Annotated in this window: 23 protein-coding genes; 16 read left to right on the top strand and 7 right to left on the bottom strand. The window is 43.1% G+C overall.

Annotated features, from left to right (window positions below):
- The first annotated feature begins 26 nt into the window (after positions 1–26).
- Complete coding sequence (locus WC222_10580) at positions 27–1,127, top strand: glycosyltransferase (GenBank protein ID MFA6916831.1); 1,101 nt, start codon at positions 27–29, stop codon at positions 1,125–1,127.
- Here WC222_10580 and WC222_10575 read toward each other — a convergent pair.
- The 5 genes from WC222_10575 to WC222_10555 all read right to left on the bottom strand — a co-directional run bounded on the left by WC222_10575 (position 1,119) and on the right by WC222_10555 (position 6,966).
- Positions 1,119–2,282, bottom strand: a complete 1,164-nt coding sequence (locus tag WC222_10575) for an acetate/propionate family kinase (protein MFA6916830.1) — start codon at positions 2,280–2,282, stop codon at positions 1,119–1,121. The genes WC222_10580 and WC222_10575 overlap by 9 nt on opposite strands.
- Positions 2,270–4,660 carry a phosphoketolase family protein gene (locus WC222_10570; GenBank protein MFA6916829.1) on the bottom strand — a complete coding sequence of 797 codons (2,391 nt, stop codon included), beginning with the start codon at positions 4,658–4,660 and terminating at the stop codon, positions 2,270–2,272. Before WC222_10570 ends, WC222_10575 begins: the two co-directional genes overlap by 13 nt.
- A gap of 128 nt (positions 4,661–4,788) precedes the next feature.
- The gene (locus WC222_10565; protein ID MFA6916828.1) at positions 4,789–5,388 is read right to left on the bottom strand and encodes a hypothetical protein; all 600 of its coding nucleotides are present in this window, start codon (positions 5,386–5,388) and stop codon (positions 4,789–4,791) included.
- Between the two features lie 128 nt (positions 5,389–5,516).
- A complete protein-coding gene (locus WC222_10560) occupies positions 5,517–5,933 on the bottom strand; it encodes a YchJ family metal-binding protein (protein ID MFA6916827.1) in 417 nt (138 codons plus the stop codon).
- Positions 5,934–5,943: 10 nt separating this feature from the next.
- Entirely contained in the window at positions 5,944–6,966 is a 1,023-nt protein-coding gene (locus WC222_10555) for a hypothetical protein (GenBank protein MFA6916826.1), read from the bottom strand.
- Positions 6,967–7,112: 146 nt separating this feature from the next.
- Between WC222_10555 and WC222_10550 the strand changes: the two genes are divergently transcribed.
- Entirely contained in the window at positions 7,113–7,937 is an 825-nt protein-coding gene (locus tag WC222_10550) for an ATP-binding cassette domain-containing protein (protein ID MFA6916825.1), read from the top strand.
- Entirely contained in the window at positions 7,900–8,712 is an 813-nt protein-coding gene (locus tag WC222_10545) for an ABC transporter permease (protein ID MFA6916824.1), read from the top strand. Before WC222_10550 ends, WC222_10545 begins: the two co-directional genes overlap by 38 nt.
- On the opposite strand, the gene WC222_10540 is transcribed toward WC222_10545, so the two are convergent.
- Positions 8,709–8,993, bottom strand: coding sequence for a hypothetical protein (locus tag WC222_10540; protein ID MFA6916823.1), 285 nt, complete (start codon positions 8,991–8,993; stop codon positions 8,709–8,711). The two genes, WC222_10545 and WC222_10540, sit on opposite strands and share 4 nt — an antisense overlap.
- Before the next feature lie 73 nt (positions 8,994–9,066).
- On the bottom strand, positions 9,067–10,398 hold the full coding sequence (locus tag WC222_10535) for an amino acid carrier protein (GenBank protein MFA6916822.1): 1,332 nt from the start codon (positions 10,396–10,398) through the stop codon (positions 9,067–9,069).
- A 184-nt stretch (positions 10,399–10,582) separates the two neighbouring features.
- Between WC222_10535 and WC222_10530 the strand changes: the two genes are divergently transcribed.
- From WC222_10530 to nuoL, 13 genes are all read left to right on the top strand, one after another.
- A complete protein-coding gene (locus WC222_10530; GenBank protein MFA6916821.1) occupies positions 10,583–11,662 on the top strand; it encodes an Lpg1974 family pore-forming outer membrane protein in 1,080 nt (359 codons plus the stop codon).
- A 133-nt stretch (positions 11,663–11,795) separates the two neighbouring features.
- Positions 11,796–12,149 carry an NADH-quinone oxidoreductase subunit A gene (locus WC222_10525; GenBank protein MFA6916820.1) on the top strand — a complete coding sequence of 118 codons (354 nt, stop codon included), beginning with the start codon at positions 11,796–11,798 and terminating at the stop codon, positions 12,147–12,149.
- A complete protein-coding gene (locus WC222_10520) occupies positions 12,140–12,637 on the top strand; it encodes an NADH-quinone oxidoreductase subunit B family protein (protein MFA6916819.1) in 498 nt (165 codons plus the stop codon). Before WC222_10525 ends, WC222_10520 begins: the two co-directional genes overlap by 10 nt.
- Positions 12,634–13,158, top strand: coding sequence for an NADH-quinone oxidoreductase subunit C (locus WC222_10515; protein MFA6916818.1), 525 nt, complete (start codon positions 12,634–12,636; stop codon positions 13,156–13,158). Before WC222_10520 ends, WC222_10515 begins: the two co-directional genes overlap by 4 nt.
- Positions 13,139–14,344: an NADH-quinone oxidoreductase subunit D gene (locus tag WC222_10510; GenBank protein ID MFA6916817.1), complete on the top strand. Its 1,206-nt coding sequence runs from the start codon at positions 13,139–13,141 to the stop codon at positions 14,342–14,344. The genes WC222_10515 and WC222_10510 overlap by 20 nt, the downstream gene beginning before the upstream one ends.
- On the top strand, positions 14,344–14,859 hold the full coding sequence (gene nuoE, locus WC222_10505; GenBank protein ID MFA6916816.1) for an NADH-quinone oxidoreductase subunit NuoE: 516 nt from the start codon (positions 14,344–14,346) through the stop codon (positions 14,857–14,859). Before WC222_10510 ends, nuoE begins: the two co-directional genes overlap by 1 nt.
- Positions 14,852–16,150 carry an NADH-quinone oxidoreductase subunit NuoF gene (gene nuoF, locus WC222_10500; protein MFA6916815.1) on the top strand — a complete coding sequence of 433 codons (1,299 nt, stop codon included), beginning with the start codon at positions 14,852–14,854 and terminating at the stop codon, positions 16,148–16,150. Before nuoE ends, nuoF begins: the two co-directional genes overlap by 8 nt.
- Before the next feature lies 1 nt (position 16,151).
- Positions 16,152–18,470: an NADH-quinone oxidoreductase subunit NuoG gene (gene nuoG, locus WC222_10495; GenBank protein MFA6916814.1), complete on the top strand. Its 2,319-nt coding sequence runs from the start codon at positions 16,152–16,154 to the stop codon at positions 18,468–18,470.
- A 2-nt stretch (positions 18,471–18,472) separates the two neighbouring features.
- Positions 18,473–19,453 (top strand): NADH-quinone oxidoreductase subunit NuoH, encoded by a 981-nt coding sequence (gene nuoH, locus WC222_10490; GenBank protein MFA6916813.1) that lies wholly within the window; start codon positions 18,473–18,475, stop codon positions 19,451–19,453.
- The gene (nuoI, locus tag WC222_10485; GenBank protein ID MFA6916812.1) at positions 19,450–19,923 is read left to right on the top strand and encodes an NADH-quinone oxidoreductase subunit NuoI; all 474 of its coding nucleotides are present in this window, start codon (positions 19,450–19,452) and stop codon (positions 19,921–19,923) included. The genes nuoH and nuoI overlap by 4 nt, the downstream gene beginning before the upstream one ends.
- Before the next feature lie 6 nt (positions 19,924–19,929).
- On the top strand, positions 19,930–20,445 hold the full coding sequence (locus WC222_10480; GenBank protein ID MFA6916811.1) for an NADH-quinone oxidoreductase subunit J: 516 nt from the start codon (positions 19,930–19,932) through the stop codon (positions 20,443–20,445).
- Positions 20,438–20,737: an NADH-quinone oxidoreductase subunit NuoK gene (gene nuoK, locus WC222_10475; protein MFA6916810.1), complete on the top strand. Its 300-nt coding sequence runs from the start codon at positions 20,438–20,440 to the stop codon at positions 20,735–20,737. The genes WC222_10480 and nuoK overlap by 8 nt, the downstream gene beginning before the upstream one ends.
- Entirely contained in the window at positions 20,738–22,603 is a 1,866-nt protein-coding gene (nuoL, locus tag WC222_10470; GenBank protein ID MFA6916809.1) for an NADH-quinone oxidoreductase subunit L, read from the top strand.
- Positions 22,604–22,611 lie beyond the last annotated feature (8 nt).

Below are 22,611 nucleotides of genomic sequence, written 5' to 3'. Positions count from 1 at the left end.
AAAAAATAATAAATTTTAGGTTTTAAGTGAAAATAGACTGCATTTTACCACAGCGGAGTCAATATGAAGTCTTGCATCACTTTACCCGAAAGGTCGGGGAGGCGCTGGTAAGATTAGGCCATAGTGTTCGTATTTTAGAGGCGGAGGCTGATCTCTTCCCAACAGAAGAGAGTTTGCCTGATGCTACATTAGCATTTAATGGAGCTCCCTCAATGGAAGACGGAACATTCTTGTGTGATAAGTGGGGGATTCCACATTACGCTTGCTTGGTGGATCCTCCTCTGTATTATTTAGGATTATTAGGTAGCCCTTTGATTAAACTATACTGCGACGACAAAAGCAGTTTTAGCCAGTTAAAAGGATTAGGATATTCAAAAGGGATGTTTTTTACTCAGGGGATAGAGCCGGAGCTGCTTGCTAAAACTGAGGGTTCTAAAGAGTATGATTTAGTCTTTATGGCAAGTTATTTTGATGTGCCGGAAGCTAAAAGACAGATGGAAGAGCGGCTTTCTGATGAACTGTATCAATTAACAGAACGGGCGATAGAATCCACATTTATCGATAACAGTTTATCCCTTTACGATGCTTTTGTAAAAGTTATAGAAGGGAAGGCTCATTTACTGGAAGAGGTGGACTTTGTGCAGCTGTTTTATGCAATGAGTTATGTACAAAAAGGGGAAGCCCGCAATAGGCTGCTCATGAGTTTATCCGGATTGCCTGTTCATGTATGGGATATGCGTTGGGAAGGTTTTTGCAAGGAGAACTGTCCAAAAGCAATTGTGCATGAGGCAGTCAACTATAAAGAGGGGCTAGAGGTTTTTAAGAAGGCAAAGATAGTATTATGTAATTCTATTCGCAGTGTCAATGGGTGCAATGAAAGAGTGCTAAATGCAATTGCATGCGGTGCAGTAGCTTTCACAAATAATAATCCTTATTTTAGAGAGCATTTTATTGATAAGGAGCATCTTCTTTTATACGATCATCATGACATGAGTAATAATGAAAAAGTTATCAGATTACTTTTAGAAGACTCGGAAAAGCTGTCAAAAATGACGGCGGCAGCACGGAAAGTTGTTTTAGAAGAGCATACATGGGACGATCGCTTGCGAGAAATAGGGCTAGGATAGCAAGCTTTCCCGTGTTTCTTCAGCGATCGCCTGATTTTCATCTACGCCTACAGCGTAGAGCGCAATTTTGGACTGGGCAGAGCTTATCAGCTCTGAAACTCCCGGTGAAAGGCCCTTTGCTTTTTCATTGGCTTGATCATCTAGGAAAACACCTTGCCAAGCCAGGCCGGCCACAATTTGTTTTCTGATGGCGGAAGCATTTTCACCTATTCCACCACTAAAGAGGATTGCGTTACAGCCTTGCAAAATATTTTGATATGCTCCGATATATTTGAGACAGCGGTAACAGAAAACCTCAATGGCTAGTTTAGCTTGAGGAGTATTAGCTGATAGAAGTGTTTTCATATCCGTAGAAATTTCTGATATTCCTAGAAGGCCTGATTTATTATTCAACAGGGTGGTCACTTCATCTACAGACAAGTTCTCTTCTTGAGTAAGAAATTGAATAATGCTGGGGTCTATGTCGCCTGAACGTGAGGACATAAGAAGTCCTTCTAAGGGAGTAAAACCCATGCTCGTATCTATGGAAAATCCCTTTTTTATCGCCGTAGAAGAGCAGCCATTTCCTAAGTGAAGGGTGATGATCGAGCCTTCGTCATCCTGTGTTAAACGCGAGTAGGTTTTCCATAAGTAGCTATGGGCGATTCCATGAAATCCATACCGCTTGATGTTGTGTTTTTGTGTTAAGGCGTGGGGAATGCCATATGTATAAGCTGCTGGAGGTAGGGTGTGGTGGAAGGCGGTATCAAAAACTGCGAATTGCGGTAAGCCTATGAACTGTTTCTGCGCTTCCTCGACACCTTCAACGCATGCAGGATTATGCAACGGAGCCAGCTTGGAAAGGGCGCGCAGATCACCTAATACTTCTTCAGTAATTTTCTGACAGGAGTGATATTTAGATCCTCCGTGCACAACGCGGTGAGCAATGGCATCGGGTTTGAAATCACGGATCAGATCAAAAATCAATTCCAAGCCTTTTTTCACAGAAAAAGGCTTAGCTAAGACGCTTTTCTCGTCATCAAAAGAGAGTTGCGGCTCAGCCGACTGCATTCCGCTTAGTTGAGCTTCATGCATCCTTTTGAGATTGCCGTTGAAACAGGAAACCTTAAGCGAGGAGCTTCCCGCATTGATAACAAGAATATTTAGTATGGCCATTTCCAGTTTTTTATCTCCGGCATATCATCGCCATGAGTATGAATATAATTTTTATGGTCGATATGCTTGCCCATGACGAAATCGCGCATATAGGCACGTAATTTTTCAAAACGTGGTATTCTCTCTAAAGCATCCATGGCTAGGCTAAATCGGTCGATTTTGTTTAGAACGACCATATCAAAAGGTGTTGTCGTCGTCCCTTCTTCCATATAACCACGTACATGGAAGTTATCATGGTCTGTGCGTTTATAGGTTAGTCTATGGATCAGCCAGGGGTAACCGTGAAAAGCGAAAATTACGGGCTGTTTTGTCGTGAATAGCTCATCGAACTCTTTATCAGGCAATCCATGAGGATGCTCTGTGGAGGGCTGTAAAGTCATGAGGTCTACTACGTTGATAAAGCGTATTTTGATGTCAGGAACATGTTGTTTTAGGATGTCGACAGCAGCTAATGCTTCCAAGGTAGGAGTATCGCCTGCGCACGCCATCACGACATCAGGTTCTTCGCCGTAATCATTGCTTGCCCAACGCCAGATGCCAATGCCTTTTGAGCAATGTTTGATTGCATCATCCATATTCAAATACTGCAGTGCAGGCTGTTTACCTGCTACAATCACATTGACGTAGTTGCGGCTACCTAGGCAGTGGTGGCAAACGCTGAGTAGTGTATTTGCATCGGGTGGTAGGTAGACGCGAACAATTTCAGCTTTTTTATTGACGACGTGATCAATAAAGCCGGGGTCTTGATGAGAAAAACCGTTATGGTCTTGACGCCATACATGCGAGGTGAGAAGATAATTTAAGGAGGCGATAGGACGCCTCCAGGTGATTTCATGACAGGTTTTAAGCCATTTTGCATGTTGATTGAACATGGAATCGACAATATGGATGAAAGCTTCATAGCAAGAGAAAAAGCCGTGCCTTCCTGTAAGAAGGTATCCCTCTAGCCAACCTTGGCACATATGTTCGCTGAGGACTTCCATGACTCTTCCATCTCTGGCCAAATGGTCGTCAATGGGTAGGATTTCAGCTTCAAATGTCCTATTTGTCGTTTCAAATAAAGCATCGAGGCGATTGGAAGAAGTTTCGTCCGGACCCATGACACGGAAATTTTTCCTGTCTTCATTCATCTTCATGATATCGCGCAGATATTGGCCTAAAACTCGGGTTGCCTCTACGGATTCTTTACCCGGGGATAAGACTTCAAAAGCATACTTTTGGAATTGCGGCAGCCTTAAGGCCTCCAACAGTTTACCTCCATTTGTATGCGGGTTGTCACCCATTCTTCGGTGCCCCGTAGGTGCCAATTCGGCCAGCTCAGGAATCAGAGTACCGTTTTCATCGAAGAGCTCTTCCGGACGGTAGCTTTTAAGCCATTCTTCCAGCATCTTGAGGTGATCGGGTTTTTTAGCCAGTTCTGATAGGGGGACTTGATGTGAGCGCCAGTAGCCTTCCACTTTTTTACCGTCCACTTCTTTAGGCCCTGTCCATCCTTTAGGACTATTCAATACGATCATTGGCCAGATAGGGCGTTCAGTGGACCCATTTTCGCGGGCATTTTTCTGTATTTCACGAATTTCATGAATGGCAATATCCATCGTTTGCGCCATTTTTTGATGCATTTCTGCAGGGTCGGATCCTTCGACGAAATAGGGTTTATGTCCATAGCCGATGAGGAGGCTTTCTAATTCTTCTTTTGGAATACGCGCTAGGATAGTGGGGTTAGCAATCTTATATCCATTCAAATGCAGGATAGGAAGTACTGCACCATCCGTCACGGGATTAAGGAATTTGTTGGAGTGCCAGCTTCCTGCTAGTGGGCCCGATTCTGCTTCACCATCACCTATGACACAGCAGACAACTAGGTCTGGATTATCAAAGGCAGCACCGTAAGCGTGTGCGATGACGTAGCCTAGCTCTCCACCTTCATGAATGGAACCTGGTGTTTCTGGTGCTACGTGGCTGGGAATGCCTCCAGGGAATGAAAACTGTTTAAACAGCTTCTTCATTCCTTCAGTATCTTTAGTAATTTCGTGATAATATTCAGTATAAGTGCCTTCAAGGTATACGTTTGCGACGACAGCAGGTCCGCCATGACCAGGTCCCGCCAAAAAGATGGCATCCAAATCGAATTTTTTGATGATCCTATTCATATGGACGTAAATAAAATTTAATCCGGGAGTTGTACCCCAATGGCCCAATAAACGGGGCTTGATATGATCGAGTGTTAAGGGCTCTTTAAGTAAGGGATTATCCATTAGATAGATTTGGCCGACGGCGAGGAAGTTGGATGCGCGCCAATAGGCATCTATGCGTTGTAATTCCTCGGAAGATAATTTTGAAGCAGCTAGTTCTTCTTGAATAGAGTGAGGAGTCATTTTACGCCTCCGACGGCAGTGATTTAAATTGTCATATTGTCAAGGGGGGAGTATGAAATCAATAGAAATGTGCAGGAAATTTATACTAAATTCGCAGCCGCTTGAGCGGCTGCGAATAAGAAGGCGAATTAGTTACAAGCTGGAGCGCATCCATTATTGTAAGCTGGAGCACATCCGTTATTGTAAGCAGGTGCGCAACCATTGTTAGATGGAGCGTAGCCGTTGTAAACTTGGCCGCCACCGCATGTGTTAGCACACTCTTTTTGATAATATGTGTGAGGCTCGTAAGAGCAGTGTTTGTCGTAGTGGTATTGTTTTACATGTCTGCAGTCATCTTCATAATAGTACTCTGGCTCGTATTTGCAGTATGTTTGTGAGTAATATTTTGGTTCATATTTGCAATATGTTTGATCATAATACTTAGGAACCATACGGCAGCATTTTTTCTTGCATGGTACAGTTACATCGTCGCATTCGCAAGTATATGAATACTTAGGAGTGTAATAACGATAAGGCTTATAGCAAACTGTTGGCAAATCACCAGCTGGCTGAGGTGCAGTAGCTGTGTCTGTTGTTGCGCATGGATCGCTGCAACCTGTGTTGCAACCTGTGTTGCAGCCGCCGCCGTAGCCGCCGCCATAACCGCCGCCGTGGTAACCGTCAGCGCTTAGGCCGTAGCTACACAAGCAAAATACAGCGAGGAAAAAGCAAAGGATGTTGAGACGCATAGGTCCTCCTCAATTGAGATGTTAAGGTTTAGTCATTTGCAACCGCACTATTCAGCACCTATGCAAACAACAGTTCATATCCGCACATTGCAAAAGGAAAACTTTTTTTTCAAGACATATTCAATTAATTATTTTATAAATTTGCCATCTACGTAGAGCCATTGCCCTTTATTTTTTATGAATCTGCTTTTTTCTGTGAATCCAGAATCCAGCCCTTTATTTGTAAGGATTGCCTGGAAAGTCACATAGGAAATGGTAGGATTATCTTCAAAATCTAATATCTTAAGATCTTTAAAATCAGTTTCTTTGGAGAAAATAAGGATGTTAGCGGTCCATTCGCCAAAATTATGAGTATAATTTGGGTTGGATGGATGGGTAGTTTGAATAATGTAATCAGCAAGACCTAATGCGTATGCAGAATAACGAGAACGCATGAGTTGAAGTGCATTTTCAGGGGATTTCCCCTTATGGAAAGGCTCGCAGCAACTATTGTAAGGCTGTCCACTATGGCAAGGGCAGTTTTTTTCGGGTTGCGGATTCATCATTATTTACCTATTATTTACGTTTTCCCCCGGAAGTGACTAATCTGTCCCAATACTTTCCCATTTCAGGGTTAATGTAACGTTTTGCAGTGGAAAATTTAATTTTTCGTTTTGGATGTTCAGTATCCACACAGGCAAATTTACCCGACTTGGTTAAGGGTATATTGCAAATGAGGAAGGCAGAAGAGTAACCGTGGCTTAAAATAGAGTAAAGCTCATCTAAGTGAGAGCGACCAATAAAGTGGTACCACGCATTGCAAGTCTCTTCATAGGAGCAGAGCTGCATATCAGTGACGACAAGGATCGCCTGTTCTTTTTGTGAGGGGGTATGCCTTGGAACTGGATATATGCTTTTGTCAGGAACAGAAAAATGCTTTAAATTTTTGCGATTGATTAATTCTCTGACATTTCTAGCACCTTCACAACGTCTTGCAAACCACTCCCAACCGGGTAAATTATCTTTGATACGGGTTTCGATATCCAAGTAAAGCTTCATTAAGTAACCCTGAATTAGGCCATGTTTTGCTACAATAATGTGAGTTGTGGATTGGTTGAACAAGATGGTGAAACCCGAAGCGGCTAAAGTGTGTTCATTTGAAATAGGCCGTCCTGATGCGAAAATCATATCGAGTGAATGCTTTGCAGAATGCAGGGGAGAAATAAGAAAGGGGGCAATCCTTTTTTGCATATTCTTTTGATATGTTTTTGGAATGTCGGGATGTAGAGTTCTCCATGCTTGATAAAGAAGTTTTTCGGATCTTTCAAATAGAGCAGAATCAAAAGCTAATCGGGCTTTCTGTATAGTAGTGTAAGTTTCAGGACAAGTAAGGGCGCGGCTCCAAAGTGATTCGATGTCCTTTTCCTTAAAAATAATTTTATCATCTGCAATTTCTTGATCTTCATTTTCGGAAGTGGATTGATCAATAAAAAAACGAAGCGAAGAAACAGCATAAAATGCATCTTCTCTTTCCTCTGCTGTACAGTACGAAAGCAAAATGATAAAAAATATGAAAAGATAGGAAAATTTACTAAACATAACCCCTCTAAAAAATATTTATATTCAAAATCTAGATAGAAGTTTTTAAAATCAAGAGATTGTACAGAGTGGATAGCTTAACGATTTAAAAATATCATTATTGATGTTAAGACTGGGGTACATTCTTATCCCGGTTAAGTGGCATTATGTCTGATATAATTAAGGAGGCAAATACTTCGGAATATTCCGTCGAAGTCCAGGATCTTACACATCGATACGAAACGCACTTAGCTGTTGATCACATCTCCTTTAAAATCAAAAGAGGAACAGCCTTTGGATTGATCGGCCCCAATGGAGCCGGTAAAAGTACGACGATCAAAATGTTAACGACATTATTGCCCGTCAAAGCGGGAGATGCGTTAGTTAACGGTTTCAGCATCACAGAAAATCCTGCAGGAGTGCGCCAGAGTATTGGATATGTGCCGCAGCTGCTTTCAGCGGATGGCGAATTGACCGGCTATGAGAATCTTCTGCTTTCAGCTAAACTTTATGGTCTTCCTAGGGACGAAAGGTCGCAAAGGATCCAAGAAGTTTTAGACTTCTTAGAGCTAAGTGAAAATGGCCATAGATTAGTGCGTAGTTATTCAGGCGGAATGATAAGACGCTTGGAAATAGCGCAGGCTTTACTTCACAAACCTGCAGTGCTTTTTTTGGATGAACCTTCTGTAGGATTAGATCCGGCTGCCAGGAAATCCCTATGGAGACATATCAATAGTTTAAGCGAGCAAATGGGCACTACAATATTTATGACAACTCACGATATGGAGGAAGCGGATTTCCTTTGCGATATCGTTGCCTTAATGCACCTTGGACATATTGTAGTTATGGATACGCCTGAAAAATTAAAAGCTGCTATCGGTCCTAAAGCTACCTTAGACGATGTTTTCATCTTGCATACAGGAAGTTCTCTAAAAGACACAGGAGATTTTGGCAATGTTAAAGAAACACGGAGTACTATATCCAACCTATAATCTGTGTTTCCAACGATTGGAGCAGATATGGGCAATTGTCGAAACTGACCTTAGGAAACTGAAGCACGATCCCTTTGAATTAGTGACCCGTATGATTCAGCCCTCCATTTGGCTGTTGATATTTGGTCAGGCAATGGCAAACACACGGGCTATTCCTACAGGTTCCTTATCTTATCTCGACTTTATTGCTCCCGGGATTTTGGCACAAAGCATCCTCTTCATCTCTATTTTCTTTGGCATATCATTGATATGGGAAAGGGATATGGGGATTTTACATAAGATTCTTGTGTCACCGGCTCCCCGTAGCATTTTAGTCATTGGCAGGGCTATAGCTGCCGGAATTCGCGGTGTATCTCAGATATTCATCATCTATTTTCTATCCTTTATCTTAGGTATTCATTTGCGGTTAGAAATTTTAGCTTTTATGGGTGTTATTGTTACTGTCATGCTCGGCGGAGCTATCTTCTCTACGTTTTCGTTAATTATTGCCACTATTGTGAAGAAGAGGGAACGCTTTATGGGAATAGGACAGGTTTTGACCATGCCCCTGTTCTTTGCAAGCAATGCCTTATATCCTATTGAGAACATGCCGGGATGGCTGCAGACGCTTTCCATCCTGAATCCATTGACGTATCAGGTAGATGCACTGCGTAATTTTATGATCACTAATGAAGTCAGTGCGACAGGGCTTTTGCTAGATTTCGGTGTGGGGATAGCTGTCTTTACATTATTAGTCGTCATTGCTACCAGAAGCTATCCTAAAATACTTTATTAGTTAGCACTTTGTCCTGAAGATGGGGTATAGCTTAATGTGCTCCAAGGAACTAACGAAGTGTTGATCTCATAGATAGAACACAGCCAGGGAATAGATATCCATGGTGTACCTATAGATTGCACTAGCAAGATGGATAAACACAATCCTTGAATCGTCGAACCGATAAGATGGCAAAGATAATCTTTGGTGATGCGATCATTCAACTCATTAAATTTATCCGGGTTAGCATGACACTGCCTCTTGAATTCATTTACTTTTACATACCGAATAAACAAAGACACGCATGGAACTAATAAAACTACGGAACGAATATTCATTCCATAGTTAATATTTGAAATAGATTCTTTTATCCCGCTAAGCATTTTCTGCCTTATTAAATTCTTTGCTAGATGTAATGACATGTTTGGACAACCCAACCACGCCCACTAAATTGATGAATAACATAAGTGTGATAGAAATGTCGGCTAATATCCATACTAAGTCCAAATAGATGATGCAGCCCACAGGAACCAAAGCAATGTAAAAGTAGCGGAACCAGTAAGCATATTTTTGGCCCACAAGGAATTCCACTGCCTTTTCTCCGCAATAGGACCAAGCTAAAATCGTCGTATATGCAAACAGAATGAGGGAGAAAATAACGATATATCCGCCAAAAGAAGTTCCTAACCCTGTAGTGAAGGCATGTGTTACCATATTAGTGCTTTGAAGCCCAGGCTCAAGCCACGCACCTGTCATGATTAAAACAAGTCCTGTTGCCGTACAGACGATCATTACCATCAAGGGAGCCGCTAAAGTTGCAATTCCGTCCATTACAGGGTGTTCAGAACGTGCATTCGCCTGCAAAATCGGCACTATGCCTGTACCTGTATCAGTCGCAAATAAGCCGCGGTCAAAGCCTGTTGTCATTGCCTTCAGCACGCTAACGCCCATGACGCCGCCTGCAACAGAAGATAAACCAAAAGCATGTTCAAACATAGTTTTGAAAGCGGGACCTAATTTATCGAGATTAAAAAAGATGATAATAAGCGCTGCGGCTAAGTAGATAACAGCTTTGAAAGGAACGATATAGGAAGCAAAGGATGCAAGCCGCTTGATCCCCCCCAAAATGACAATGCCAACCAAAGCAGCCATTGCAAATCCGCATAACAGAGGATCGAATCCCATTTTTTGCAGAGGGAGCACGACGGAGTTGATCTGGACAAAATTTCCTACAGTAATAGCACCAAAAAGAGTGAATATAGCGAACAAGGCTGCAAGTTTATTGTATCCTAAGCCGTCTCTAAGATAGTACATAGGACCTCCCGCAAACTCTGAAGCAGAAGTCTTATGTCTATAGCTAACTCCCAAAATACAGCTAGCGTATTGAATCACTGTGCCGAAAAATGCCATGATCCACATCCAAACCAAGGCGCCGGGGCCGCCTGTAGCTATAGCTACTGCCATACCGGAAATGTTGCCCGTTCCGAAATTACCCGCTAGCACGGCTGAAATCGCTTCAAATCGACTGATAGTGCCTTCTTCGGAGCTATTGGATTTAATTAGTGATGCAAAACTTTTTTTGAGTTTGAAGATTTGAACAAAACGTAGTTTGAATGAAAGGTAGAGCCCTACCAGGATCATGGCAGGAAAAATGGCAAAAAGCGTGAAATGATGATTGAAGTATTCGAGAAGACTTTTCAATTCCATTAAATTATACCTAAGTTTTAAAAGTGAAAAAGTAAAATTTTTTATTAAAAGTAATGAGTTATTATCTATTCCATTAAATTAAAGCGCAAGTTCTTTCTCAGAGAGATAATGAAGAAATTAATTGACGAAATTATTAGTTGTATTTAGTTTGCTCAAGAATGAATGCAAAAACAAGGAAATTGCAATGAAATACCTACTTAAGGGATTGGGCTTTATTCTAACAGGATGTGTATCCCTATTTACAACCCAACTACAAGGCGATTACTTTGATGACACCTACCCTTGCTGCAATAACTATGTAGCAAACGATTGCGCATTATGCGACGATTTCTTCGGCAAAGCGACCTTTAGCGCAGACCTGTTATATTGGACGGCCCGTCAACAAGGCTTGGATTATGATATTACAACTTCTTCTACCCTAGCAACAGTCTTAGGGGCTGAGGGACTAAACGTAACTCAGCAAGCAGATACAACTACGCATACAAGCAGATATCATTTTGATTGGAGGCTTGGCTACCGTTTTGGGTTAGGATATGAATTTACTGCGGATGGATGGAATCTGTTTCTAAATTGGACACACATTCCCGGTAAAGCATCCGGACATAGAGAACAGACTCCTGGACTTCTGGCTACAGGATCCTGGAGATTAACTTTTGACTCTGTTGATGCGCTCCTCAGATCACCTTTGTATTGCACAAATAGCGGTTTCAACTGGAGCTTTCTTGCAGGTGTTAGAGCTGCCCGTATTAACCAGAAAATAAGAGCTCGAGCTCCAGCCTTCTCCTTTAGCCCATCGCAAAGCCCATTTTTTACCACTAGCGTTACGATTAGCCAAAGCAATAGCATTACTACCAATAATTATCGAGGAGTAGGGCCTGAGATAGGAGTAAATTTATCCTGGGATCTATGCAGTGGATTTAGTCTTTTTGGAAAAGCTAATGGCACATTGTTGTATAGCCGCGCACGTCAGAAAAATTATTTTTCCAATTCCAACGCGATAACAACATTTGCTGCGGCACCATTTGTCCAAATTTCCAACAGTACATTTTCTTTTAAGAATTCTAACCACTTCTGGCAAATCGTATCTGATTTTGCTGTAGGTATTTCTTGGCTGCAAACTGTAGATTTCTTTGAGTGCGATTCTGAATTTGAAATGAGACTGGCTTGGGAGCATTCACAATGGTATGGACATCTTCATACACGTGGGGGAACTAACGATTTAGGTTTTGATGGTGTAACACTGTCTGCTGCTTTGTCATACTAAGGATTTTAAGAGGGGGCGGTTTATACGCACCCTCTTTCCAAGCATTTCCCTATGCAATTTAGAAATAAATATTGACTTTCTCTAGCGTCAATTGTTATGACGAGAGCAAAACAAGGAAATTCAGAGGGCAAATTTGGGCGATTATTTTCCTGTCTATTTATACTTCGGTTTTGTGCTGCTGCTTACGCTGGTCATTCTGGGGGCAACCTCACTATTTCCTTCGCGCAAAAATACTGTAAAATTTATGCCCTATGAATCGGGTATACAAACACAGACGCACCTGCTCCAAAAAAGATTTCCGCTGAGATACTATCTTGTCGCACTGATATTTCTAGTGTTCGATGTTGAAGTGATTTTTCTATATCCCTGGGCTGTTGTTGGAAAACAAATCGGTGCTTTTGCTTTCTATGAAATGACTTTTTTCTTAGCAGCTTTACTTGTGGGACTGACATATATCTGGCGTAAAGGGGGATTGCAATGGGAATGACGCCAAAAGAGAAAACGCCTTTTTTAGTGGCGCCTCTAGAAAAACTTATTAACTGGGCTAGGGCTAATTCGCTATGGCCTGCGCAATTCGGATTAGCTTGTTGCGCAATCGAGATGATGACCACAGCATCTGCACGCTATGATCTCGCTCGGTTTGGTGCAGAAGTCTTTCGTGCATCCCCTAGACAAAGCGATGTGATGATTGTAGCTGGACGGGTAAGCCAAAAAATGGCTCCTGTTTTAAAGACGGTATACGATCAGATGTTAGACCCTAAATGGGTCATTGCGATGGGGGATTGTTCCTCTACCGGCGGGATTTACAACAACTATGCCATTGTACAGGGGGTTGATAAACTAGTTCCCGTCGATGTGTATTTGGCCGGGTGCCCGCCACGCCCTGAGGCGTTGATTGATGCTTTAATAATGCTGCAAAAGAAAATTAGAAACGAAAATGTTTTTGCTTGGGAACCGGGTGAAAAAAACTTATGAATACCATTGAAGCAGTAGAGAAACTCAAGCAGGAACTAGGCGAAAACTCATTTCAGATCGTAGAGTTTCGCGGCGAGACAACAATTCACGTAAAAAAAGATCAGCTTAAAAAAGCCTTGTCAGCTTTAAAACAGGCAGCAAATGGTTTCGAAGTATTGATGGACTTGACCGGAGTCGACTACATACAGCCCCATAAGCATACAAAAGTGGTCTATTGGCTTTTTAATCCAACCAACTATGAGAGAATTCGGGTCGTTGTTTCTGTCGACAGGGAAGAGCCTTTACCTTCTGTGACAGATCTTTGGATAGGCGCCAATTGGTATGAAAGAGAATTATACGATCTTTTTGGAGTTTTATTTGAGGGCCACCCCCAATTAAAACGCATCCTGATGCCTGACGACTGGAAAGGACATCCATTGAGACGAGATTATGCCCTGACAGAAGAGTCAGTAGAATTTAAACATAATGTTAAACCCAAAGTTCCATCAGAAATAATCCCTTATGTCAAAAAGTACAAATAATCCTACCGAATTAGGCCTTTCTGATGAGATCATGGAGCTTAACCTTGGTCCTCAGCATCCATCAACGCATGGTGTACTCAGGCTCGTTCTACATCTTGACGGCGAGCTTGTCGTCTCGGTTGAGCCTGTCATTGGTTATCTCCATACTGGGGTCGAAAAGGAATGTGAAACTCGCAGCTATCATCAGGTCTTCACTCTTGTCGATCGTCTAGATTATCTCTCCGGCCCTGCAGAAGAAGAGGCTTATGCCTCTACAGTAGAAAAATTAATGCAGATTGAAGTGCCTGAGAGAGCCCAGACAATCCGTTTGATCTTGCTGGAGTTAGCCCGTATTTCAAGCCATCTCATTTGGCTAGGAACCAGTGCTCTAGAACTTAATATGTCCTCCATTTTCATGTATTGCTTTGCTGAACGTGAAAAGATTATGGACCTATTCGAGGAAGTCTCTGGCGCTAGAATGTTCCCTACCTTTTGGCGTGTCGGAGGGATAGCGCGGGACCTTAATCCCGGATTTGAAGATCACGTCAAAGCTTTTCTGAAGTCTTTTCCCTCCATGTGGAAGGACATGGACAACCTCCTAACACATAATTACGTTTGGAATACACGGTTAAAGGGCATTGCAGTCATCGATCAAGAGCAATGCAAGCAGTATATGTGTACCGGACCTGTAATACGCGGTGCAGGAGTAGCTTATGACATACGCAAAGTCTATCCCTACTTAGGCTATGAAAATTACACATTTGATGTCCCTGTTTTCCCGGAAGGGGATGCCTATGCACGCTATATGGTCCGTATGGAAGAAATGCAGCAAAGCGCTTCGATCATTCAACAAGCACTTGCAAAGCTAAAACCAGGACCCATCATTATTGACGATAGGAAAGTTGCATTGCCTCCACGGCATGAACTACCGCGCAGCATGGAAGCTGTAATTCACCAATTTAAACTGGTCAGCGAAGGAATGCACCCGCCTGTAGGTGAAGTGTATAATTGTGTTGAATCTGCAAGAGGGGAATTAGGATACTATCTGGTCAGTGATGGTAGCAATAAACCCTACCGCTTAAGGGTAAGGTCTCCTTCTTTCCCTCACGTTCAAGTTTTGAGGGATATTTTGAAGGGACATATGGTTGCAGATGTCGTTGTTGCTATAGCTAGCGTAGATCCAATATTGGGAGATGTAGACCGCTGATGTTAAATGAAGAAATTCGCAATTCAATTTTAGAGCTGCAGAAGCAATACCCACAAAGAAGGTCAGCGCTTATTCCTGCTTTACATCTTGCACAAATGCAAGAAGGCTACCTCCCGCGCGAAATTCAAGATGAAGTTGCAGCTTTATTCAATATCGACCCGAATGAAGTCAATGCCGTTGTCACTTTTTACGACATGTTCTTTGAGGAGCCTACTGGAAAACACATCCTTCACGTTTGTAAAAATGTGTCCTGCATGCTGCGTGGCGGAGACGGTCTGCTTTCAAGACTGTGCCATAAATTACGTATTGCACCCGGCGGAACAACTGAGGATGAAGAATTTACTGTCATTGCTTCCGAATGCCTTGGCGCATGTGACCGCGCCCCTATGATGATAGTGGATGATAAGGTCGTAGGCCCTGTCAATCCGGATGATTTAGACAAAATCCTTGAAGAAGCAAAAAAAGGCCCAGGACACCCCTGTCCGGCTGAATTGTTAGGGGGATCGCATGGCTGAGAAACGCGTTCTGCTTGCCAATATCGATAAAGAGAACCAAGCGCAGATAGATACTTATGAAGCAAATGGCGGGTATAAGGCTATTCGCAAGGCTATCCCTAATATTGCCCCTAACGACCTTATCGAGATAGTAAAGCAATCTGGTTTGCGTGGAAGGGGAGGAGCCGGTTTCTCCACAGGGATGAAATGGGGATTTGTCCCTAAAGATCCTTCTTTACCCAAATACCTAGTTTGTAACTGTGATGAAAGCGAACCCGGCACCTTTAAAGATAGATTGCTGATTGAAAAAGATCCGCATCAACTTATTGAAGGGATGATCCTTGCAAGCTATGCCATAGGTGCAAAAAAAGCATTTATTTACTGCAGAGGCGAATATTTTGAAGGACTGAAAAGACTGCGTAAAGCCGTAGAAGAAGCCAAAAGTAAGAAGTATCTTGGACATAATCTATTCGGATCCGATTATTCTCTAGATATCATTGTACATCCTGGTGCAGGAGCCTACATTGCCGGCGAGGAAACAGCCCTGCTCAACTCTCTCGAAGGGTTGCGGGCAACCCCGCGTTTAAAGCCCCCATTTCCTGCCGTTGCCGGACTCTATAGCAAACCCACCGTCATCAACAATGTCGAGACACTTTGTAATGTTGTCCATATCGTGAATAATGGCGCCGAATGGTACCAGAGTATAGGAAAGCCAAAGAACACAGGTACAAAAATATTCCAAGTGAGCGGACATGTTCAAAAACCGGGCTGTTTCGAATTTGCCTTAGGAGTTACTTTGCGCGAAGTTCTTGATGCTGCTGGTGGAATGTTTCCTGGAACAACCTTTAAGGCCTGTTATCCCGGAGGATCTTCTTGTTCAGTCCTGACGGCCCGCGATCTAGACATCACTATGGAATTTGAAACTCTTGCAGCCAGAGGCTCAGCCTTAGGAACAGCTTCCATTATCGTCATGAATGACACCGCAGATATGGTCAAGGTCGCTTTAAGACTGATGCAGTTTTACCAGAACGAATCTTGTGGTAAATGTACCCCTTGCCGCGAAGGAACTCGTTGGGTTGTGCAAATGCTTACAAGATTAGAAGCCGGCCACGGTACCTACAGAGATTTGGATGTGATCGAGCAAATATGCAAAAACATGGAAGAAAACTCTTTTTGTCCATTAGCTGCCGGCGCTGCTCCTCCAGTAGTAAGCGCTATTAAAGAATTTAAAAATGAGTTTGAGATGTATATACAGCGTAACCCTAACGCTCAAGGACATCCAAAAATGAAAGTATCTTATCCCTACTTATAATATGACTGTAGAAACAAAAGAACAGACCGTCATGGTCAATCTAACAATAGACGGCACACCTATTTCTGTGCCGAAAGGGACTACCGTGTATACCGCTGCCAAGCAGCTAGGTATTGAGATCCCTATCTTTTGTTATCACGACCGTATGCCTCCGTTTGGCGCCTGCCGCATGTGCCTTGTTGAAGTGGAAAAAATGCCCAAGCTTCAAGCTTCTTGTACTTTAGAAGCTACCGAAGGGATGAATGTCGTTACCCAAAGCAATCGCGCCGTTTCGGGCAGGAAGACCATTCTCGAACTCCTCCTTATCAATCACCCCCTGGACTGTCCTATCTGCGACCGCGGCGGCGAATGTCCTCTGCAAGATCAAACCCTAAAATACGGTCCGGGTGAAAGCCGATTCTTTGAAGAAAAAAGACACTTCAAAAAAGCTCTGGCATTAGGACCTGTGCTTATGCTAGACCGTGAACGCTGCATTACCTGTGCACGCTGCACTCGATTTGGAGACGTTATAGCTGGAGACCACGCCCTGGAGTTTATTGAAAGGGGATATAAAACCGAAGTGGGCACACCCGACAGCGGTCCGGCGGAATCAAAATTCATCGGCAATACAATAGAAATTTGCCCTGTAGGTGCCCTGACAAGTAAAGTTTACCGCTTCCGTGCCCGCCCTTGGGATAACGATGCGACACCCAGCACATGCACCCTCTGTCCTGTAGGTTGCAGTATGTATCTCGACTCCCGCGATGGCGAGATTGTGCGCACACGTTCTAAAGAAAACAAAGACGTCAACGATGTATGGCTCTGTGATAAAGGGTATTTCGGGTACGAATTTGTTTATCATCCTGAACGCCTCAATACACCCTTAGTCAGGCGCGATGGCAAGTTGGAACCCACCACCTGGGAAAATGCTCTGCAGCTTGTTGCGGATAAGATGAAGTCGTTTAAAGCAAACGGAAAACTTGCAGGATTAGGGGGGAATCCGCTGACAACAGAAGAAAATTTCTTATTCCAAAAGCTCATGCGTGAATTTGCAGGTGTAAACCACGTTGATAATCGCGTTGGAACACCCGTAATCGCAGCCGATGACGAAGGTCTCGCTCCGGGAATGGAAATGTCCATCGGTGAAACGGAGGAGCTTTCTTACGCTATCTTGTGTGGAATCGACCTTACAGAAGAATTTCCGGTCATATGGCTGCGCTTAAGGCAGGCCATCCACCGTAAAGCTAAAGTTGTATTTATAGGACACTTCGCCCCGGAAATAGCTAAACACCTGGACAATGTCATTGTACATACTCCCGGCCAAGAAGTGGATATCCTTAAAAAACATCTTCCAGAACTTCTTCAAGCAAATAAAAAAGGCGCCATTTTTGTCGGAAGCCAATATCTGGCTAATCCGCAGCGCAAAGCTATCCTAGCGGAACTTCTTAATGCCAAGCATAAGACTCCGGGCCTATCCTTAAATATTATGCAGGGGAAGGGAAATAGCCAAGGATCAAGATTAGCAGGGATGAGGCCCGATATCGGCCCCTTAGGTACATCTCCAAACCAGCCTGGTTTTGATTCAATCAAAGTTTTTGAGGAAACAGCCCGCTCGGGATGGGACCTTTTATATGTTGCAGGAGCCAACCCCGCGGCTAACTTCTCAAAAGAACACTGGCAAACGATCCGTTCAAAACTACAATTTCTCGTCGTACAGGACCTTTTCCTAAATGAAACTGCACAGACTGCTGATGTTGTTCTGCCTGCCCTATGTTTTATTGAAAAGAGAGGTTCTTTCATTAATATTGAAGGGCGTATTCAACAGATACATCCAGGAAAAGATATTCCTAAAGATATTTATAGCGACGGTGAAATATTCTCCCTCATCGCACAAAAAATAGATAATACACGCACTCTAGCACTGGATAGCCAATTTGCAGAGAAACTGAAAGCTGAACGTTTAATCATACGTCACAAAGAATCTATTGAAGGGCCTTTCCCGATGGATACAGCTTCTTCTAAAGAAGGGCTAAAAGCAACTTTTGCACGCGTATTATTTGACCGTGGTGTACGTATGAAGCATGATCCGCACCTTATCCAACTCGCAAAATCACCTTTTATCAGGATCCATCCAAAAGAAGCGCTGGTGCGCAGCCTTAAAGATGGAGATAAGGTCCGCTTGTCTGCCAATGAGAAATCCATTACAGGAAAAGTAAAGCTAGATTCTAATGTGGCTGATAATACCATTGTGCTACCTGTGGGATTCGGAGATCTTCCTGTACATGAATTAGCAAATAATTTGTTAAATGGCCTAGTCATTGAACTAAGAAAAGAAGTTTAATTATGGAATTTGTTGCCATTGAAACTCTAATAAAAACGCTTATCATTGTATTTGTTCTCCTTACGTTTGGAGGCTATATGACCTTTTTAGAGAGGGTCATCATGGCGCGCATGCAGCTACGCGTAGGGCCGAACCGTGTTGGACCTTTCGGACTTTTGCAGCCTTTGGCAGACGGCATCAAACTCCTCACCAAAGAACGCTTTCAACCCGACAACATTGACATCTTTACGTTTTGGTTAGCCCCTGCAATTTCCATTTTTACTGCCCTTGTTGCATTCGTACTTATCCCGATAGGGGGTTCTATCGAAGTTGCCGGAAGACAAGTCAACCTACAAATTGCGGATGTAAACGCAGGGATAGTTTTCCTGCTAGCCTTTTCCTCACTAGCTGTTTATGGCATCGTTTTAGCAGGTTGGTCTTCCAATAACCGCTACTCATTGCTCGGTGGTTTACGTAGTACGGCTCAGCTTGTAAGCTACGAAGTTCCGATGGGAATTTCACTTCTAACAGTCGTCTTGTCTGCCGGGACTCTCAGCCTTTCTGAGATAGTAGATGCGCAAAAAGACCATTGGTTTATCTGGACTAATCCCATCAGCTTTATTATCTACCTGATCACCGCCTTTGCTGAAACCAACCGCGCTCCTTTTGACTTACCTGAAGCGGAACAAGAACTGACAGGCGGTTACCATACGGAATATGGCGGAATGAAATTTGCAATATTCTTCCTGGCAGAATACATCAATATCCTTGCAGTATCAGCTATAGCTATTACCCTCTTTCTAGGCGGTTGGCATGGCCCTTGGGACATTCCTGTACTATGGTTTTTAGTTAAATTAGGTTTATTCGTCTTCTTCTTCATGTGGGTGCGGGCTACAATGGCACGCTTTCGCTATGACCAGCTAATGAGTTTTTGCTGGAAATTTTTAGTTCCCATTGCGACCCTAAATTTAATCGTCACTGCTTATTTTGTGTTGGTCAAATGAAAAACAAACTTTATGAAATCCTAGCAATGTTCCGCGGGCTGTTTATCGTGTTAAAATACGCGTTCAAACGACCTGTGACACTGCTCTATCCCGAGGAAAAAAGGAAGCTGCCAGCCCGCTCCCGCGGAAGGCACTACCTTACAAAATGGGAGGACGGGTTAGAAAGATGCGTCGGTTGCGAACTATGCGCTATCGTTTGCCCCTCTCAAGCGATCTATGTTAAGCCAGCAGCAAATACAGAAGAGGACAAGCATTCCCACGGTGAAAGGTACGCATCAGACTTTCAGATTAACATGCTGCGCTGTATTTACTGTGGCTATTGCGAAGAAGCTTGCCCTACGGGAGCCATTATCTTAGGTAACGAATACGAGCTTGCCGGATACACACGGGAATCCTTGATTTTCACTAAAGAGATCCTGACAGAAAAAAATCCCGGAGATTCTGGCCGCGATCCAAGAAGGGAGATATAAGAGCTTATGCCGCAATCCATAGATTTTCTTCAGGTTTTCTTAGGTATCATTCTAATTCTATCTGCTCTAGGCGTGGTCCTATTCAATAAACCTGTCCATGCATGCCTGAGTTTTCTGCTCACACTGTTGACCCTCTCAGTTTACTATTTACAGCTTTCAGCTCATTTTGTGGCTGTGATGCAGATTTTAGTCTATGCAGGGGCCATTCTTGTTATTTTTATGTTTATCATCATCTTATTCCAAGATGCATACCAGAATATTGAACAAGTCAAAGCCAAGAGCGCTCCTCTTTTACTTGCTGCTGCCGGTGTAGGGTTGATTCTATCTTTGATCGTTATCGGAAAACAGCTATGGGGAACTAAAATCGTAAATAATGCTCTTCCGGAAGGTTATGGAACTGTACAATCGCTAGGAAAGCTTCTGTATATCGACTTTTTCCTTCCTTTTGAAGCAATCACACTGCTTTTTCTTATCGCTGTCATAGGCGGTTTATATATTGGCAAGAAGGTAAAGAATGGATAGTACTATCACCATATTCATCAGCATGGCTCTCTTTGCCATAGGCATCATAGGTGTGCTCGCAAAGCGCAATGCTCTTGTGCTATTTCTCTCAATAGAGCTTATGTTGAATGCTGCCAATCTGCTTTTTGTCAGTTTTGCTTACGACTGGGGTAATCAAACAGGTTTAGTTTGGGTGTTCTTTGTGCTGGTTGTCGCCGCTGCTGAAGCAGCTGTCGGACTAGCCATTATCATCAATCTTTTCCGATCAAAGCAAGTTGTGGATATAGATCAGTTTAATGAGTTGAGGGGATAAATGCAGAATATTCTACTGCCGCTAGGCTTATTTCTACCTCTAATAGGAAGCTTGATCATATTTATCTCTTCTAAAAATATTGGAAGAAAGCTTACAGGTTTGATAGGCTGCACATCCATTTTCCTGGCTTTTGCATGCTTTTCAACACTCCTCATACAGTTCTTAAGTCAAGGCACAATCGAAGAAACAGTCCACCTTTACGAATGGATAAATGTAAAAGGGCTTGAAGCCGGTTTTACATTACATTTAGATCATCTTTCGTTATGGATGTCCATGATCATTACGGGCGTGGGCTTTCTTATCCATGTCTACTCTAATGGCTATATGGATCATGAAAAAGATTATGCACGTTTTTTTGCCTATTTGAACTTCTTCGTGTTCGCAATGTTACTACTTGTATTAGCATCCAACCTTTTACTTTTATTTGTGGGTTGGGAAGGGGTGGGCCTTGCTTCCTATTTATTGATAGGGTTTTGGTATGAGAAGCCTTCCGCTGCTTCAGCAGCTACCAAAGCTTTCGTGGTGAATAGGATCGGTGATCTTGGTCTTCTGTTGGGCATACTTCTGACTTTCGCGCTTTTTGGAACCAGCGAAATTAGCACTATTAACACTCTTGCCGGCCAACAGTTTGCCGTCGGCGCCCCCATCATAGTCCTTTTAACATTACTATACTTTGTAGGGGCAACAGGAAAATCAGCCCAAATTCCTTTGCACACTTGGCTGCCTGATGCGATGGAAGGTCCGACACCTGTTTCCGCTTTGATCCATGCTGCTACAATGGTTACAGCTGGCGTCTATCTTGTCGTTCGCTTGCATCCTATATTCCTGCTAGCTCCCACTACTATGCAAATCGTGGCGATTATCGGGGCAGCGACATCGTTGTATGCCGCACTATCAGCCATCGGACAGACTGATCTTAAACGTGTCCTTGCATATTCTACCGTTAGCCAATTAGGCTTAATGTTTCTTGCTTGCGGCGTAGGAGCCTTCTATGCAGCGATTTTCCATTTAACGACACACGCTTTCATTAAAGCACTCCTTTTCTTGTCTGCAGGAAATGTCGTCCATATGGCGCATGACATGACTGATATGCAGCGTATGGGTGGATTTTCCAAAGTGTTTCCTAAAACATATTGGCTTTTCCTCATTGGTGTATTAGCTCTATCCGGCATCCCTCCTTTGGCTGCCTTTTTCAGTAAGGATTTAATTTTAGAGCTGACTCATCTGAGTGGAAACCATATCCTATACTTTGTGGGGCTAGCAGCTTCGACTTTAACAGGTTTTTATCTTATTAGAGCCTTCTGCTTAACTTTTACAGGAACTCCAAGACTCGAAGAGAAAGAATTTAATTCTATTAAAGAAGCGCCGACTGTAATGCTTGCGCCTGTTTCTATTTTAGCTATACTTTCCGTTTTCGGGGGTTTGCTAGGGTTTGCCTTCGGGAAAATACCGTTCCTGGAAAATTTCCTTATCGATGTAGGGATTACCCCATCAGAACAAGGTCTTAGTAGTGGTTTACATTTCTCTCCCGCATTAATTATGGCCATTGCAGGTGCGTTTTTGGGTGTAGGAACCTCTTGGTATATCTACACACACTATAAAGATCACCCCATTCAGATCTTCAGGAAATCATTCTATGTCGATACGATCTATTGGAATGGCATTGTGCGCCCCTTAAGATATATTGCTTCGCTAATCACATCCTTCTTCGAGCCAAAGATTTTCGATGGAATGATCAGCGGTACCGGCCACTCTGCACAGTTTATCGCCGCAAAGCTCCAAAAATTCCAAAGCGGACAACTGCGCTCTTACGTGGCGTGGATGGTAGTGGGATCAGTATTCTTGTTATTTTATTTGATACATTGAGGTCGAAG

The organism is Parachlamydiales bacterium, from assembly GCA_041671045.1.
Lineage (GTDB): Bacteria > Chlamydiota > Chlamydiia > Chlamydiales > JABDDJ01 > JABDDJ01.
The sequence above is the reverse complement of the archived record's forward strand: the minus strand, read 5'-3'. Positions and strand labels throughout refer to the sequence as shown.

Bases quoted from the DNA above. Each gene is read 5' to 3' on its own strand.
- WC222_10575 (MFA6916830.1), bottom strand. From the start codon at position 2,282: ATGGCCATACTAAATATTCTTGTTATCAATGCGGGAAGCTCCTCGCTT.
- WC222_10570 (MFA6916829.1), bottom strand. From the start codon at position 4,660: ATGACTCCTCACTCTATTCAAGAAGAACTAGCTGCTTCAAAATTATCT.
- WC222_10565 (MFA6916828.1), bottom strand. From the start codon at position 5,388: ATGCGTCTCAACATCCTTTGCTTTTTCCTCGCTGTATTTTGCTTGTGT.
- WC222_10560 (MFA6916827.1), bottom strand. From the start codon at position 5,933: ATGATGAATCCGCAACCCGAAAAAAACTGCCCTTGCCATAGTGGACAG.
- WC222_10555 (MFA6916826.1), bottom strand. From the start codon at position 6,966: ATGTTTAGTAAATTTTCCTATCTTTTCATATTTTTTATCATTTTGCTT.
- WC222_10550 (MFA6916825.1), top strand. From the start codon at position 7,113: ATGTCTGATATAATTAAGGAGGCAAATACTTCGGAATATTCCGTCGAA.
- WC222_10545 (MFA6916824.1), top strand. From the start codon at position 7,900: ATGTTAAAGAAACACGGAGTACTATATCCAACCTATAATCTGTGTTTC.
- WC222_10535 (MFA6916822.1), bottom strand. From the start codon at position 10,398: ATGGAATTGAAAAGTCTTCTCGAATACTTCAATCATCATTTCACGCTT.
- WC222_10530 (MFA6916821.1), top strand. From the start codon at position 10,583: ATGAAATACCTACTTAAGGGATTGGGCTTTATTCTAACAGGATGTGTA.
- WC222_10520 (MFA6916819.1), top strand. From the start codon at position 12,140: ATGGGAATGACGCCAAAAGAGAAAACGCCTTTTTTAGTGGCGCCTCTA.
- WC222_10515 (MFA6916818.1), top strand. From the start codon at position 12,634: ATGAATACCATTGAAGCAGTAGAGAAACTCAAGCAGGAACTAGGCGAA.
- WC222_10510 (MFA6916817.1), top strand. From the start codon at position 13,139: ATGTCAAAAAGTACAAATAATCCTACCGAATTAGGCCTTTCTGATGAG.
- nuoE (MFA6916816.1), top strand. From the start codon at position 14,344: ATGTTAAATGAAGAAATTCGCAATTCAATTTTAGAGCTGCAGAAGCAA.
- nuoF (MFA6916815.1), top strand. From the start codon at position 14,852: ATGGCTGAGAAACGCGTTCTGCTTGCCAATATCGATAAAGAGAACCAA.
- nuoG (MFA6916814.1), top strand. From the start codon at position 16,152: ATGACTGTAGAAACAAAAGAACAGACCGTCATGGTCAATCTAACAATA.
- nuoH (MFA6916813.1), top strand. From the start codon at position 18,473: ATGGAATTTGTTGCCATTGAAACTCTAATAAAAACGCTTATCATTGTA.
- nuoI (MFA6916812.1), top strand. From the start codon at position 19,450: ATGAAAAACAAACTTTATGAAATCCTAGCAATGTTCCGCGGGCTGTTT.
- WC222_10480 (MFA6916811.1), top strand. From the start codon at position 19,930: ATGCCGCAATCCATAGATTTTCTTCAGGTTTTCTTAGGTATCATTCTA.
- nuoK (MFA6916810.1), top strand. From the start codon at position 20,438: ATGGATAGTACTATCACCATATTCATCAGCATGGCTCTCTTTGCCATA.
- nuoL (MFA6916809.1), top strand. From the start codon at position 20,738: ATGCAGAATATTCTACTGCCGCTAGGCTTATTTCTACCTCTAATAGGA.